Genomic DNA, 15430 nt, shown 5'->3' with positions numbered 1-15430 from the left:
ATTTAGTTATTTGATTGTCCTGTTGGGTTTTTTAATATGCGATAGGAAACGCGTAGAGCAAATGGAATACCAAGACAAAATAAAAGACCGATGAGTACGACAAGAAGAGTCTTGGCGGCTGAAATCATTCCTACTATTCCTCCAGGATTAAAGAGACCAGCAAAATTGGTGATTGTTCCTGCAAGTGTTGCACTTAACGCGGCTGAAAATAGCTGTACAGAGGTAAGGGATTCGCTAGCACGTAGAGTATCTTCATTGTTTGCACATTGTAAGATCCGTGTTAACAAATGCGGCCACGCTATGCCTGCGCTAATCCCGATAGAAAACAATGCTAAGCAAATGATAAAAATATGTTCAGATGTAGAATCTTTTATTGGAATGAGCCATAAAAGACTGCTTATACCGAAAAGGCTTAATATGGGGGAATACACAATAATGCTGCGAACTTTTTTTGCGGATATACCAGCACTTGATAGAGAACCGCATGTCCAGCCTAAGCTCATGAGTGACGCTATATAACCAGCAATAAGTGGGGCTTGTCCATGAAGCTCTTGAAGAAAAAGTGGAAAATAAAGCTCTACGCTATACACGACTGTCGTCATAACGAGTATCAATGCATAAATAGAAAAAAACTCAGAAGAGAAGGAAAAGGATTTATGCGGTAACATGGGATGAAGTGTGGATGATTCGATCTTTGCTAGAACAAAGAAAAGGGTTAATCCAATAACTAATCCGCAAATTTGCGCAATTGTGGTATTTATAGCACTACCAGCAGAAATAATAAAAATTAATAAGATGAGTATGGAGAGTTGTAGGAGAGGAAAAGGGGATGTTGGAATCTCTCTTTCATTTTCTTTTGGTAAAACTTTAAGAGCTATGAGCAAGAAGATTATCGCTAATATGCCGATAACCCAAAAGGATGCTCTCCATACGCCATAATGTACAGAAATGCCACCGATAGCTGGTCCTAACAAGGTTGATATTCCCCACATTCCAGAGATGATACTCAATGCATGTGACCATACAGATGGACTAAAAACAAGACGCACCATAGAATAGGATAGGGATAGTAAAGAGCCGCTTCCAAATCCTTGAATAAAGCGCCCTATTAAAAATAATGGCATAGCCGAAGCTGTAGCACATATGAAGGTACCAAAAGTAAAAATAAAACCAGAGATCACATAAGCTTTGCGAGGACCTGTTTTCTCTAATATTTTTGTTGCAAGCGAAGTCCCAAGGAGCGACGCTGTAATAAAAACAGTTGCCACCCAAGAATAATACAGTCCATCGCCAAGATCACTCATAAGAGAGGGTAAAATAGTAATAACCACATAAACGTTAGTAGCGTGCAACACTACACCGCCTATAAACGTTAAAAAGCGAATACCATTTTTACCTAATAAAAGTGCAGACCAGCTTTTTTTTTTCACTGTTTTTGCTATTCAGTAAAGAGTTGACCTTTTTTATTTATAAGGCAGTTATCTGAATTTGCCAAGAAAAGATTCAAAGCCCTCCTTTCGCAGAGCTTTGGAATTTAAATGAAGTGATAACTTAATTGTTCACAGCTTTTTTAAGATTTTCATCAATTTTATCAAGAAAACCTGTTGTAGAAAGCCATTTTTGTTTAGGTCCAATCAAAAGCGCGAGATCTTTGGTCATAAAACCTTCTTCAACGGTCTTAATACAAACTTCTTCTAATGTTTTGGCGAAGTTTTTTAATTTCTCGTTGTTATCTAGTTTAGCACGGTGCGCCAGTCCACGTGTCCATGCGAAAATAGATGCGATAGAATTTGTTGATGTTTCTTCGCCTCTTTGATGCTGACGGTAATGGCGTGTTACTGTGCCGTGTGCTGCTTCTGCTTCAACAATTTTACCATCTGGTGTCATAAGAACAGAGGTCATGAGACCAAGGGAACCAAAGCCTTGAGCAACAATATCAGATTGAACATCACCATCATAGTTTTTACATGCCCATACATAGCCCCCTGACCATTTAAGTGCAGAAGCAACCATATCATCAATGAGGCGGTGTTCGTAATATAATTTACGGTTTTCAAATTCAGTTTTAAATTCCGTATCAAATATTTCTTGAAAGATATCTTTAAAACGACCATCGTAAGTTTTTAGAATGGTATTTTTTGTTGAAAGATAAACTGGAACATTCCGTTGTAGTCCATAATTAAAGGATGCGCGGGCAAAATCACGAATTGACTCGTCAAGGTTATACATAGCCATAGCAACCCCTGCGCTTGGGGCATCAAAAACATCATGTTCAATAACTTGATTGTCATCACCTACAAATTTAATACTTAATTTCCCTTTTCCTGGAAATTTAAAATCTGTTGCCTTGTACTGATCACCAAAAGCGTGACGTCCGATAATAATTGGCTTTGTCCAGTTAGGAACAAGGCGAGGGACGTTTTTACAGATAATGGGTTCGCGAAAAATGACTCCTCCTAAAATATTGCGAATTGTGCCATTAGGTGATTTCCACATTTTTTTTAGGTTAAATTCTTTAACGCGTGCCTCATCAGGTGTGATGGTTGCACATTTTATACCAACCCCATATTTTTTGATAGCATTGGCAGAATCGATTGTTACCTGATCATTGGTTGCATCACGATTTTCGACGGAAAGATCATAATATTTGAGATCAATGTCGAGATAGGGATGGATTAATTTATCTTTGATATATTTCCAGATGATACGGGTCATCTCATCCCCATCAAGTTCAACAACGGGGTTTTCTATTTTGATCTTTGCCATTAGAAGTCCTTTTTTTTTAAGCGATACTACTTTTATAGCACTTTCAAGTTTATAATGAAAAGCAAAAACAAGGGAAAAAAGCATTCAAATATGAGCTTTTAGAATATATTATCAATAGAGTGTAAATTTTGTTGGAGGGTTTAATTTTTGAATAGAAGTTTTTTGAAAAGAAGTGATGTGTTTGCAAATCTATAATTATTCTATGATTGATGAAGAATCTGTTTAATAGATAAGGTAGTTAGATCACTGGGGGCAGGGATTATGCATTTTTATTATCAGAGTTTCCATTTAATAAGTTGATCGTATTCTAAATTATAGTTTCTTGATTTGTTGTGTTAGGTGAATAAGAATCTATTTTTATATCGCATTTCAATTCTAAGATTACGGTCTGCTTGTTTATAGAAAAGTTTAATGTGATGCACAGGCACTGTAATTAGAAATGCTTCATATAAAATGCGTTTTGGGGTAAATTTCAGTTTTGAAGGTTGGAAGAAACGTATAAATGATGTGGCTGGTTTTAATTTAAAAATTAACGGTATACGCAAGAATATGGCTTATAAACTCACCGGATCACGAGCTAGAACCCTCTAATTTTTATATTTTATCGATTTTTATTGTTATTAACTGTGCGCAGTAAAACACTATCCTCGAAATGCAACAAAGAAATCAATTATCTAATGATTCTTGTATCTTTTTTACGAAGAGATCCCTTTAAAAATCTTATTCCCTCGTTTTTATTTATGCATTCCTCATTTTTTAAAATACGAATAAAATGAATGTATTAAACATAGAAAAAAAGATGATGGTACGCCCAAGGGGAATCGAACCCCTGTTTCCGCCGTGAAAGGGCGATGTCCTAACCGCTAGACGATGGGCGCAAACCATTGATGAGGCTTATAGAGAGGATCTTTTTACTTCGCAAGCCCTCTGTGTCATTTTTTTTGAAAAAAGTGTGTTTTATTGAATAATTTTTGAGCAATTCCTGTTTGGATTGTTTCTTTTCAGTTTGAGTAGTAGGAAAAAATGATCAAAACATTATTTTAAATGTGTTTATTTTTTGCATATTTTATCGTTTGTTATCTTTGCTTGCACATGATAATATTATTTAACTTGCTTGAAAGAGCCTTTATACAGAAGATTTCTCATTTGAACTTATCATAAAGCAAAAAACTGTATAATTTATGAAGTAAAAAGACAATATTTATTACCAAATAAACAAATAATACCAATCATACAAAAGTTTTTTGAGGCATAAGACATAGCTTAGTTGTAGTTTTAAAAATATAAATAGATTCTGTATGATGAAAATGAAAATATTAAAGCAATTTTTACAGAATATATTAAAAATATTTTTCTTATCTTTACTTTTACATGTTTATAAGGAATTTAAAATTAAAACCCCTTCATTTGTTCCCTCAAATGTTGAGAAGGTTATTTATTTGAAAATGAATTAGCATGGGTAAAGGGTAGATTGAGGTTTTTGTCATTTCAATTCGCTAGTTTTTCAAAGGGGTGGCAGTAAGTTTAGGTAAAATATTTGAGTTTTGCAAATTTATTCTCCATATTTATAACATTTCAGAATTATGGTGTGCACATATTAAGTCTTGTTTTTTACTTTAATGTAAGGTTCTATTTTGATATATAAGTGCATTAAGATTTTTGCATTAAAGATTTATATTTCAAACTATGGAATGGTAGGAAGAAATGTGTTATTATTTACTGATCTACTTTGTTTTATCCATTCTCTTAATTTATCATATGAAAGAATGTTTTTTGTTCCGTATTTGTTAATTTAGAAGAGATGTTTTTATTCTTTCTTACTAAGTCCTTAATATTCTTTAACTTGTTATTGATTATTTTTTAGAACTTTTCTTTATGGCAACTTGCATTTATCAGTTTTACAGATTTTTATTCTGAATTAGATATTTTATAAAGATTCTGAAATCTTTGAAGACAATAAATATTATATTTTTAGGAATGTTGATTGAACAAGCGGGGATAATTCTATTGGAGAACATGAAGTGAATAGAGCGGAGTATTTCTTTTGTTCTTATGGATGTAAGTACTCTTTGTGTTGATTGGCACATCATTTAAACGATTTTTCAGTGAAGATAGGGATCAGTGGTTAATAATGGCAGAAGCTTTAAAAGTTGGTGTTGCGGGACTTGGTACGGTTGGTACTTCAGTTGTTCGAGCTCTATGTGAAAAAGCGAATAGTTTAGCTTGTCAATGTGGGCGATTTATCAAAGTCGTTGCTGTTAGTGCGCGCGATAAAAACCGTAATCGTGGAATTGATCTCAGTGATATAAAATGGTTTGATTCACCTGTGGAGTTGGCTGCTTCTAATGAGATTGATGTTTTTGTAGAGTTAATTGGTGGTGAATTGGATGTGGTGTACACCGCTGTTAAGAGAGCGCTTGAGGCGGGACATCATGTTGTAACAGCCAATAAAGCCCTTCTTGCTCGACATGGAGTAGAGCTGGCTATAATTGCAGAAAAAAAAGGTATTTTTCTTCATTTTGAAGCAGCAGTTGCAGGGGGAATTCCTGTCATCAAAGCGATGAGAGAATCACTTGTCAGTAATCACATATCGCGAATTTATGGTATTCTCAATGGAACCTGTAATTATATATTAACACGCATGTTTATGGAAGGTCTTTCATTTAAAGATTGTTTAGCAGATGCACAGAGACTTGGGTATGCTGAAGCAGATCCAAGTTTTGATATTGAGGGAAATGATACTGCTCATAAATTAGCTTTGTTGACAAGCTTGGCATTTGGAACAGCTGTTTCGTTAGATGATGTTTATGTTGAAGGAATTCATAATATTTCGCAAATTGATATTCGAGCAGCTGATGAATTAGGGTATCGGATTAAGCTTTTAGGGGTTGCATTAAAAACGGATTCTGGAATAGAGCAACGCGTTCATCCGACAATGGTACCAACATCTTCAATGATTGCACAGATAAATGGCGTAACCAATGCTCTTTCTATTCAAAGTGATTTATTAGGTGAATTACTGTTTTCTGGTCCTGGCGCCGGAGGAATGGCAACAGCATCAGCCGTTATTGGTGATTTGGCTGATATAGCAAAAGCGCGTTCTGGTTTTCAGTATGCACCTGTTTTAAGACGTCCAGCATTAGAACTTACTCCTCATAAAAAAGCACGTATTTCTCATCATGCAGGGGGTTATTTTATTCGTTTAAATGTTCATGATCGTACTGGTGTTTTTGCCGCGGTTGCAAGGCATATGGCTGATAATCACATCTCATTGGAGTCGATTGTTCAAAGATCTTTTGTAGAAGATCAAATTGAAAAAACAATTATTTTAATTACGCATGAAACAACAGAGGTGAATGTACGACAGGCACTTGCAGAAATTGAAAAAGATGGACATCTTGTTGCAAAATCTCAATTTATTCGTATTGAGCCTATGGCAGAGAATTGATAACTTTCTTGATAATGACAAAAAGGCAAGCTTGAGTTCTTTTGTCTCTTGTGGAAAATTTTCATCTTTGCCAAAAACTTTATTCTTAGTATTTAATAAGGACTCATATTTTTTCTGGTATTCATTCGGTAGGATTTTTTCATATGCCCACAACTCAGAAGATTTTAAATGGACTTGATCGTATTTTGACGCTTGAATTGGTACGTGTTACTGAACGTGCTGCTGTTGCTGCTGCACGCTGGCGCGGGCGTGGCGATGAAAAAGCTGCGGATCAGGCTGCTGTAGATGCAATGCGGCAGGAACTTAATCGATTGCCTATTGATGGTACAGTGGTGATTGGTGAAGGTGAGCGGGATGAAGCGCCTATGCTTTATATTGGAGAAAAAGTAGGTCTTCAAAGTGGATTGGCGATCGATATTGCACTTGATCCATTAGAGGGAACAACACTTTGTGCTAAAAATATTGCCAATTCTTTGGCAGTAGTTGCAATTGCTGAAAAAGGTAATCTCCTTTACGCTCCTGATGTTTATATGAAAAAAATTGCTATTGGTCCTGGTTATCCAAAGGGAGTAGTAGATATAGATGCTTGTCCTACCGATAATATCCATGCTCTTGCGAAGGCTAAAGGAGTGGCTGTTAATCAGATTGTTGTTTGTATTATGGATAGGCCTCGTCATGAAAAATTAATTAATGAAGTACGAGCGACAGGGGCATCGATTCGCTTGATTGGGGATGGAGATGTTGCTGCTGTTATTGATACAACTGATCCAGAAGAAACAGGTATTGATATCTATATGGGGATTGGGGGAGCACCTGAAGGTGTTTTAGCTTCTGCTGCTTTGCGCTGCATTGGAGGACAGATGCAAGGTCGTTTGCTGCTAGATACAGAAGAGAAAATTGCTCGTGCAGCTAAAATGGGGATTAGTGATCCCAATAAAGCTTATACAATGGAAGAAATGGCAAAGGGTGATGTTTTGTTTGCAGCAACAGGGGTAACAGATGGCAATATGCTTTCTGGTGTTAAATTTACATCTCGTTACATTCAAACGGAAACTCTCGTAATGCGCTCCCATACGGGTACAGTCCGTAATATTAAAGCGCAGCATAGAGATCATTCAAAATTTGATTAATGTTTTCTTTTTTCGTCATTAAAAATAGAGGGAGTTTTTTAGGAAATACGCTTCCATGAATCTATTTTCATGGAAGCATTTATAGATATGAGAATATCTTATTATTATGAGAGCTGGACAGAATGAACCCAGCCATTTTTATCTTCTATGTTCCCTTTTTGAAGGCCAACCAATTGTGTACGAAGCTGCTTTGTAACTTCTCCAACTGTTTCATTTCCAATAATAAATTCTCCCCCTTTATATTTAAAACGACCAATTGATGTGACAACGGCAGCTGTACCACAAGCAAAGACTTCTTTAAGGTGTCCACTCTTTGCATCTTCTTGAAGCGCTGCAAAAGAATAAGGACGCTCTTCTATTTTTAATCCCATTTGTTGAGCTAATCTTAAGATTGAATCACGAGTTATCCCTGGAAGAATAGTGCCGTTAAGCGCAGGGGTTACAAGTGTACTATCTGCCATAATAAAGCAGACATTCATACCACCAAGTTCTTCAATCCATTTATGTTCAATCATATCAAGAAAGAGTACTTGGCTACAATTATTTTGCGTTGCACACTTTTGTGCCAGTAAGCTTGCTGCATAGTTTCCGCCACATTTTGCAGCGCCTGTGCCCCCTGGACCAGCGCGGCTATAATCTGTTTCAATCCATACACTGACAGATTTTTCTTCTCCTTTGAAATAGGATTCAACTGGAGAGGCTATGATACAAAAAAGATATTCTTGAGAAGGGCGGACTCCCAAAAAGTTTTCATTGCCAAACATAAATGGACGGATATAGAGGCTAGCGTTGGGATGATCAGAAACCCATTTTTGATCAATTTTTACTAATTGATGAACGGCATCCAGAAAAATATCTTTTGGCAATTCTGGCATAGCTAAACGCCTCGCTGATTCTATAAAGCGTTGTGCATTGGCATCAGGACGGAAGAGCAAGATGCGCCCATCTTTTGCTCGATATGCTTTTAAACCCTCAAAAATTTCCTGTCCGTAATGTAAAACGGTACTTGCAGGGTTAATTTCTAAAGCTTTGTATTGAGAAATGATGGCATTATGCCAGCCTTTGTCTTCAGTCCATTGAATAGTACACATGTGGTCTGTAAAAAATTGACCAAAACCGGGATTTTTTAAAATTTCTTCACATTTTTCTTCTGACAGAGGAGATGGGTGTTTTTCTATTTTAAAGGGAAGCGACGATATAGGAGATTTCATAAAAAACCTTTTGAGTATGTTTCATTTTTATTAATAAAAATAATGAGATATTTTGATCACAACTCTATTATTAACAAAACCTTTGTGTCAATGTTTTATTATAAAACACAAAGAGGTTTATTATAGAATTCAAAGGCTATTATAGATATTTTAATTCTACTCTCGCCTCTTTTTCTCAACTTTATAAAGTAAGCTGGAACTTTTTTCTATAATTATCGTTTTCTCAAAATAGGTATCTGAATAATTTCATATATGCATATTGTCTAGAAATTAAAAGGTAAGGGAATTGAGAAAAGGAATCTACTATGATTGATAAAAATTATCACACATATGAAGAACGTATGGCAGCAGAAAGAAGAGATAGTGAACAACGTGTTTCAATTGCTAAGGGTATTTTTGCTATTCTTCTTGCGGTCGTTATTATCTGGTTTGTTTTTGGTTTTTTAGGATCTTTTTTTGCAAAATCTCCTGAACATAGTTCGCGTTATAATACTCCAGAAACAAGCCAAAGCGTAACAACGCCCAAAAAAGATTTAAATTCGCTTCCTTCTGTACCTTATACTTATAAGGGTACGTAGTGATTTTTTCATAAATATAATCTTTTAGATAGGACGCAAATCGACGTAGATTAAAGAATAAAGTCAGAACAAAGACATAAAAAAGATTAGACGATTTTAATTTCTGAAGTTTTTGATAAGTAATTAAATGGTATGGAAATAAATAATGCAACGGTTTTAACAACCGTTGCATTATTGGTTTAGCGTGTGATGAAGCAACTTCCTCCAGAACTTTTAATGGATTCACAAAGGATTATGGCTTCATTACGGTCTTGTGTTTGAATCCGAACACGGTAATAAGTACCTTTTCCTGGTATAAAAGCGGGTTGAATATTTAAAGAACGGGCACCGATAAGGAATCCAAATTTAGATTTCATATTTTTTAAAGAACTTCTAGCTAGCTCATGCGTTGGCTGAGATGCAAGTTGTACGTAATAACTTTCTGAATTTTGTGCTGCGACTCTGTTTGGTGATGTGGGGCGAGATGCGGCGGGTGTTTCAACTTGTGTATTTCTTTCTGCATGAGAAGGAATAGGGATAAATTTTTCTTCAATATTTGAGCTAGAAGTATTTTCTGCGATTATTTTATCAATATTATTTTTGAGATCAAGGTCTATTTCTTGATTGTTTATATCCGAATCATGCGACGAAACAAGGGACGAATCTTGAAGTTCATTAGGAGTTTGATCAATGTTTTCTTCAGATTGAGCAGCAGTTTTGCTCTTTGTTTGATGTACGGGAGCTAGTGTAACTGTACCATCTTGATTTACAATAACAGTTTGTACTTCTTGCGTGGGAATAGTATGGTTTATGGCTTCTGTGACTGCATCTTCAACATCAGATTCATTTAAAGAAGAAGATGAAGCGTTTGAAGATTCTTCAGGATTTAATTCTTTTAAATTTTCAGGTTGTTCAGAGTTATCAATAAGAAATTGTTGTGTGTTTTCTTGTTTTTCATTTTGTTCAGTTGTTTGTTTATAGATATCTAAATTATGTGCAACATCATTTTTCGGTTCAGTTGTTTCTGGTTTGAATTTAAAAGGCGCATTATCAGCGTGGATAATGATCGTTTCTTCATTTTTTTGTGATGGCATAAAAAAGTGCGAATAACCAGCAAATCCAATTCCTATTAAAATAAGTATAAAAATACCTTTAATGAAAGTTTTACCAAAAATAAAACTTTTTAAGGGAGGAGGAGCTGGTGGATGCGTGGGAACTTCATTTGAGCTTGTGTATGATGAATTCTCGCTAAAAGGGGGAAAATTATATTCCATATTGGCAGAAGAAAAATAGTCGGAATTTTGTTCTTTAGAGTTTATATAAACACTTTCTTTTGAATTTTGCATAGACTGATGAAAAACCTCACTAAAAACCTCATTTTTCTGTTGTTTTTGAGAAAAATTATCCGTTGGGACATTTCCTACATTAAGTACATCAGCAAATTCTTCTTCTAAACCACCACTAGTTGGCACATCATATTCTGGCGCTTCATACGGGACTTCTGGAACCATAATAGGGCCAGTTTTTTCTACGATTTCCTCTGAAAATTTATAAGTATCAACATTGGGAGGGGGAGTATCTCTGTGCGTATAGTTATGGGCAAAAAAGCCATCCGTTTGTTTTGTATTCAAAGAGGCTGATGAGGAAAGAAACTCATCTGAATTATTTTCATTATATGAAATTTCTCTATTTGGGTTAGAGGTACCTTCGGTGTTATTGATGTATTGGGCTTGAGCCTCATTATATATTGGAACTTTTTCGCTATAAGTTTCTTGTTGTGAAGGGTTTTCTTCAAAAAAATGGGGATAATTGGTTGTATGATCCTCTTGTGAAGCTCCCTTTAAATAAGATTGTCTATCAACTGGTGGAGAATCCAAAGGTGAGGAGAATGTACTTTTTGTTTGATTTCTTGCAGTGTTTTGTCTTTCTGACATAAGGTTAGAAGATGAGAAAAACTCATTTGCCTCTGTAGAAGAGGAGATATCAGGATAAGAAGAGGAGACATCAGAATAATCTTTTTTGATCCAATTTTCTTGATCAGCTGAAATTTTATAGGGATGGTTTACAGGAGTGTCATAGAGGTTTTGATTGTCATCATAAGTTTGTTGTATATTCGTAGTTTTAGGCTGTTGTGAATTTGTTTGTGAAAACCGATTGGTTTGTTCAACAGATTCTGGAATCTCTTTCTTATTTTCGCGCCTTTCAGATTTATCAAAAAAGAAATTTTCTGATTCTGATTGTGAAATAAGATTACTTTTTTTAAGAAACGGATCAGCACTGGTTGCTGTTGTTTTCTGTTGAGGGGATTGATTCTTTGGGATTGGTAATGGAGAAAGCTCATCTAAAATTTGTTCTTCATCATGACTGCTAGGTGAAGAATATTTCTCTTCAAATAAATTATTTTGTTTTGAATGGTTGAAAGAAACAGTTTGTGCAATATCTGAGGCTGTTGCGTTGCTGGTTGCATGCAAGTCCCATTGTTTTTTTTGATCATCAAACGGTAAGTCATGTGCTAAATTATTTTCAAGTTCCTCTTCTAGAAAGGACAAATCAAAATCATCATCATGGGATGATGTTTCGGGGTGAGACGTTGATCGATCTGTCTGTAAAGAAGATTGCTCATTTTGGTTTCCGCTTTGTTTGTGCGGATTAAAAATGCGCGTAAGCCTTTCCAAAGGATCATGGTGTTCATGATCGTGTTTTGTTTCGTGTAGATTTTTGCGATCGTTATCGCTCATAGCTTTTCTCACATGGTGATTTGCATCTGCGTGCAATCAATGGTTGATTTTGATTTGTTATATTAAAATTATAAATTTTCCCCCTCTCATGCAAGGATACATGAAAAAGTTTATCAATAGAGTACCTATTGTATGTATTTATAGAACTTTTTCAACGCATTTCTATTGGTGCTTCGACTCCTATGATGGTAAGTCCTGATGATAAAATATTGATAACAGCTTGTATCAATCCCAATCTTGCAAAGGATAACTCTTTATCATCAGGTTGAATAAAGCGTAAATTGAGATTTTCACTCCCTTTATTCCAATGGGTGTGAAAGCTGGAAGCAAGGTCATAAAGATAAAACGCTAATCGATGCGGTTCCTTATGAACGACGGCCTGTTCAATGATACGTGGATATTCAGAAAGTTTGCGTATTAACAATATTTCATGGTCATCTGTTAATCGATGAAGATGGGCGATTAATGTATCATTTGAAAAGCTTTTAATATGAAGCGCTTCTTGTGCTTGACGAAAGACTGAGTGACAACGTGCACTTGCATATTGTACGTAAAAGATGGGGTTATCTTTTGATTGTTCTGTTACTTTTGCAAAATCAAAATCAAGAGGTGCTTCACACTTACGGTATAGCATCATAAAACGCACAGGATCACGCCCAACCTCTTCGACAACATCGCGTAGAGTGACAAAAGATCCTGCTCTTTTTGACATGCGTACAGGATGACCGTTGCGAAAAAGTTTTACCAATTGACATAAGAAGACGCTTAATTTAGCTTTATCCCCAGAAATTGCTTTTGCCATTGCCTCTAGCCGCTTTACATAGCCAGCATGGTCTGCGCCTAGAATATAAATCATTTCATCAAAATGACGATTAAATTTATCCCGAAAATAAGCAACATCAGCAGCAAAATAAGTGTAAGAACCATCAGATTTAACTAAAACACGGTCTTGGTCATCACCAACATTTGTTGAACGGAACAAAGTTTGTTCACTTGGTTCCCAATCTTCTGTATTTTGTCCCTTGGGAGGGGGGAGTTTTCCTTTGTAGATATAACCATTTAAAGTGAGGTCGTTGATGGTGTTACGAATGGCGCGTGCATTATCTGCATAGAGCATTCGCTCAGAGAAAAAGATATCATGATAAATATTAAGAGCAGCCAAATCTTCGCGAATCATGGTCATCATTGCATGAATTGCACGTTCTTTCACAAGAGATAAGGCTTCATCTTTATCCATCGTGAGGAGTTGGTCCCCAAACTCTTGAGCAAGCGATTGTCCCAATGGTATCAAGTATTCTCCAGGATAGAGCCCTTCTGGAATTTCATTAATTTCTTGCCCAAGAGCCTCACGATAGCGCAATAGTACAGAGTGGGCGAGGACTTCGATTTGTTGACCAGCATCATTGATATAATATTCTTTCGTAATGTTATAGCCCGTAAATTGCAGCAAATTGGAGAGAACATCTCCAACAACCGCTCCGCGGCAGTGTCCTACATGCATTGGTCCTGTCGGATTTGCTGAGACATATTCAACATTGACGCGTTTTCCTTGTCCCATTGGGATACGACCATAAGAAGTGCCTGATTCAAGCATGGATTTTATAGCATCTTGCCAAAATAATTTTGTAAGCTTTATGTTTATAAAACCAGGACCGGCAACATCTATATTTTCGATAGAGGAATCATTTTTAAGAAGTTCTATGATTTTATCTGCAAGTGCACGTGGATTGATTCCAATAGATTTTGCAAGCACCATAGCAGCATTGGTTGATAAATGACCATGGGAGGAATCACGCGGAGGATCAACAGTAATTTTTGATAAATCTAGATCTTCTCCATTTTTTCCTTTTATATCAGATAATTCAATTGATCTCTTAATTTTTTTTTCGAAGTTTTTAAAGATATTCATATTTAGCTTCCATGATGATGCCAAAAGCCATTAAACGAAATTATCTGTATGGTCAAATAAACGGTGATATTCACGTAGAGCGTAGTGATCTGTCATGCCTGAAAGGAAGTCAGCAATCAAACGTGCTAACTCTTGATTTTTTAAGTGCACTGTTTTGCTCTGCCAACTTTCAGGCATTGTATTTGGATTTTCATAATAACAATTGAATAATTTTTGTACAATGCATTTTGCTGCATTGCGACGACTAAGAACTTGTTCATGGTAGTAAAGATTTTTAAATAAAAAGTTTTTTAGTTCTTTTTCATAAACGGTCATTGTTGGTGAAAAGGTAACAATAGTTTGTTTTGCTTGGTGAATATCGTTTATGCTTGTTGGTTTGATGCGTGCTAAATTTTCTTGTGATTGTTTGATAACATCTTCAACCATGGTTGTTATTTGTCTTCGTACAAGTGTGTAACCGCGACGCGTTTGGTCGAGGTGGGGATGCTCATCTGTTATATCTTTTAATATTGCTGCTGTTAGTGAAACATGTTCAAATTGATCGAGTGTTAAAAATTGCGAACGTAGACCATCATCAATATCATGCGCATTGTATGCGATATCATCTGCAATAGCAGCACATTGCGCTTCTAGTCCTGCAAAACAATCGAGTGCAAGGTCTTGCTCTGCATTGTATTGTAAAATATCGATAGGAACCTCCTTATTCTTCGCGTGAGGACCTAAAAGAGGACCATTATGCTTTACAAGTCCTTCGAGGGTTTCCCATGTAAGGTTAAGTCCATCAAAATTTGCATAGCGCTGTTCTAGTTTTGTGACAATGCGTAATGCTTGTGCATTATGATCAAAGCCGCCATAATGTACCATGGCTTCATTAAGTGCATCTTCTCCAGCATGGCCAAAGGGCGTGTGTCCAAAGTCGTGAACAAGGGCAATGGCTTCGGCAAGGTCTTCATCAAGGCACAGGGCACGGGCTAATGTTCTTGCAATTTGAGAGACCTCTATGGAATGGGTTAGGCGAGTACGATAATGATCGCTTTCATCAGCAATAAACACTTGCGTTTTATGTTTAAGACGTCGAAATGCATTAGAATGGATAATACGATCTCTATCTCGTTGAAAAGGTGAGCGTGTGGTGCTCATCGTTTCATGGAATAATCTACCACGGCTTGTTTGCGGATGAGCACTGTACACTGCTCGAGATTGGTAATTGAAGTTGATAGTGCCTATATCCATTGCAAGCTGCCCATTATCATCTTAAAATTGAGAGTGGTTTATGACAAATAAACTTCTCTTTGAGTATGGGATACTCTTTCTTGATGGTTTAATGCAAGGATATATAAAATGAATGTGAAAATTTCAGATGTTGCTGCCCAAAAAATTGCACAGATACTTTTGCGTGAACCCGATAAAATAGCATTACGTATTTCTGTTGAAGGTGGTGGGTGTTCTGGTTTTTCTTATAAATATGACTTGGTTTCTGAAATGTGTAAAGATGACCTCGTTCTCAAAAAAGATGGGGCAGTTGTGTTTATTGATTTACTATCACTTCCTTTCATGGAAGGAGCTGAGATTGATTTTGTTGATGATCTTATGGGGCAGTCTTTTCAAATCCACAATCCCAATGCTGTTTCATCATGTGGTTGTGGTGTAAGTTTTTCAATCTAAAATGAT

10 protein-coding genes and 1 tRNA gene are annotated in these 15430 nt (G+C 36.1%); 4 read left to right on the top strand and 7 right to left on the bottom strand.

Going from position 1 to position 15430, the window contains the following annotated elements; genetic code table 11:
• Positions 1-2 precede the first annotated feature (2 nt).
• From ACFIKQ_RS05975 to ACFIKQ_RS05965, 3 genes are all read right to left on the bottom strand, one after another.
• Positions 3-1430, bottom strand: a complete 1428-nt coding sequence (locus tag ACFIKQ_RS05975) for an MFS transporter (RefSeq protein ID WP_375635880.1) — start codon at positions 1428-1430, stop codon at positions 3-5.
• Between the two features lie 121 nt (positions 1431-1551).
• Positions 1552-2766, bottom strand: coding sequence for an NADP-dependent isocitrate dehydrogenase (locus tag ACFIKQ_RS05970; RefSeq protein ID WP_375635881.1), 1215 nt, complete (start codon positions 2764-2766; stop codon positions 1552-1554).
• Positions 2767-3569: 803 nt separating this feature from the next.
• Positions 3570-3644, bottom strand: a tRNA-Glu gene (locus ACFIKQ_RS05965).
• A gap of 1253 nt (positions 3645-4897) precedes the next feature.
• Between ACFIKQ_RS05965 and ACFIKQ_RS05960 the strand changes: the two genes are divergently transcribed.
• Together ACFIKQ_RS05960 and glpX are read left to right on the top strand one after the other, a co-directional pair.
• A complete protein-coding gene (locus tag ACFIKQ_RS05960; protein ID WP_375656129.1) occupies positions 4898-6214 on the top strand; it encodes a homoserine dehydrogenase in 1317 nt (438 codons plus the stop codon).
• A 143-nt stretch (positions 6215-6357) separates the two neighbouring features.
• A complete protein-coding gene (gene glpX / locus ACFIKQ_RS05955; RefSeq protein WP_015856516.1) occupies positions 6358-7344 on the top strand; it encodes a class II fructose-bisphosphatase in 987 nt (328 codons plus the stop codon).
• Positions 7345-7448: 104 nt separating this feature from the next.
• Here the strand turns inward: glpX and ACFIKQ_RS05950 are convergent, their stop codons facing one another.
• Positions 7449-8555 carry a branched-chain amino acid aminotransferase gene (locus tag ACFIKQ_RS05950; protein WP_015856515.1) on the bottom strand — a complete coding sequence of 369 codons (1107 nt, stop codon included), beginning with the start codon at positions 8553-8555 and terminating at the stop codon, positions 7449-7451.
• 305 nt (positions 8556-8860) lie between these two features.
• On the opposite strand from ACFIKQ_RS05950, the gene ACFIKQ_RS05945 reads away from it, so the two are divergent.
• Positions 8861-9133, top strand: a complete 273-nt coding sequence (locus tag ACFIKQ_RS05945; RefSeq protein ID WP_015856514.1) for a membrane protein — start codon at positions 8861-8863, stop codon at positions 9131-9133.
• A gap of 179 nt (positions 9134-9312) precedes the next feature.
• Here the strand turns inward: ACFIKQ_RS05945 and ACFIKQ_RS05940 are convergent, their stop codons facing one another.
• The 3 genes from ACFIKQ_RS05940 to ACFIKQ_RS05930 form a co-directional block, all read right to left on the bottom strand.
• Entirely contained in the window at positions 9313-11850 is a 2538-nt protein-coding gene (locus ACFIKQ_RS05940; protein WP_375656128.1) for an SPOR domain-containing protein, read from the bottom strand.
• A gap of 151 nt (positions 11851-12001) precedes the next feature.
• Positions 12002-13759, bottom strand: a complete 1758-nt coding sequence (gene argS, locus ACFIKQ_RS05935; RefSeq protein ID WP_375635884.1) for an arginine--tRNA ligase — start codon at positions 13757-13759, stop codon at positions 12002-12004.
• A gap of 30 nt (positions 13760-13789) precedes the next feature.
• Positions 13790-14992: a deoxyguanosinetriphosphate triphosphohydrolase gene (locus ACFIKQ_RS05930; protein WP_375644741.1), complete on the bottom strand. Its 1203-nt coding sequence runs from the start codon at positions 14990-14992 to the stop codon at positions 13790-13792.
• Between the two features lie 108 nt (positions 14993-15100).
• On the opposite strand from ACFIKQ_RS05930, the gene ACFIKQ_RS05925 reads away from it, so the two are divergent.
• Positions 15101-15424 carry a HesB/IscA family protein gene (locus ACFIKQ_RS05925; protein ID WP_375644740.1) on the top strand — a complete coding sequence of 108 codons (324 nt, stop codon included), beginning with the start codon at positions 15101-15103 and terminating at the stop codon, positions 15422-15424.
• Positions 15425-15430 lie beyond the last annotated feature (6 nt).

This window comes from Bartonella sp. MR63HLJHH (assembly GCF_042194155.1).
In the GTDB taxonomy this organism is placed as follows: Bacteria; Pseudomonadota; Alphaproteobacteria; order Rhizobiales; family Rhizobiaceae; genus Bartonella; species Bartonella grahamii.
Note: the sequence above shows the minus strand (reverse complement) of the source record. Positions and strands in the feature narration are given on the sequence as shown.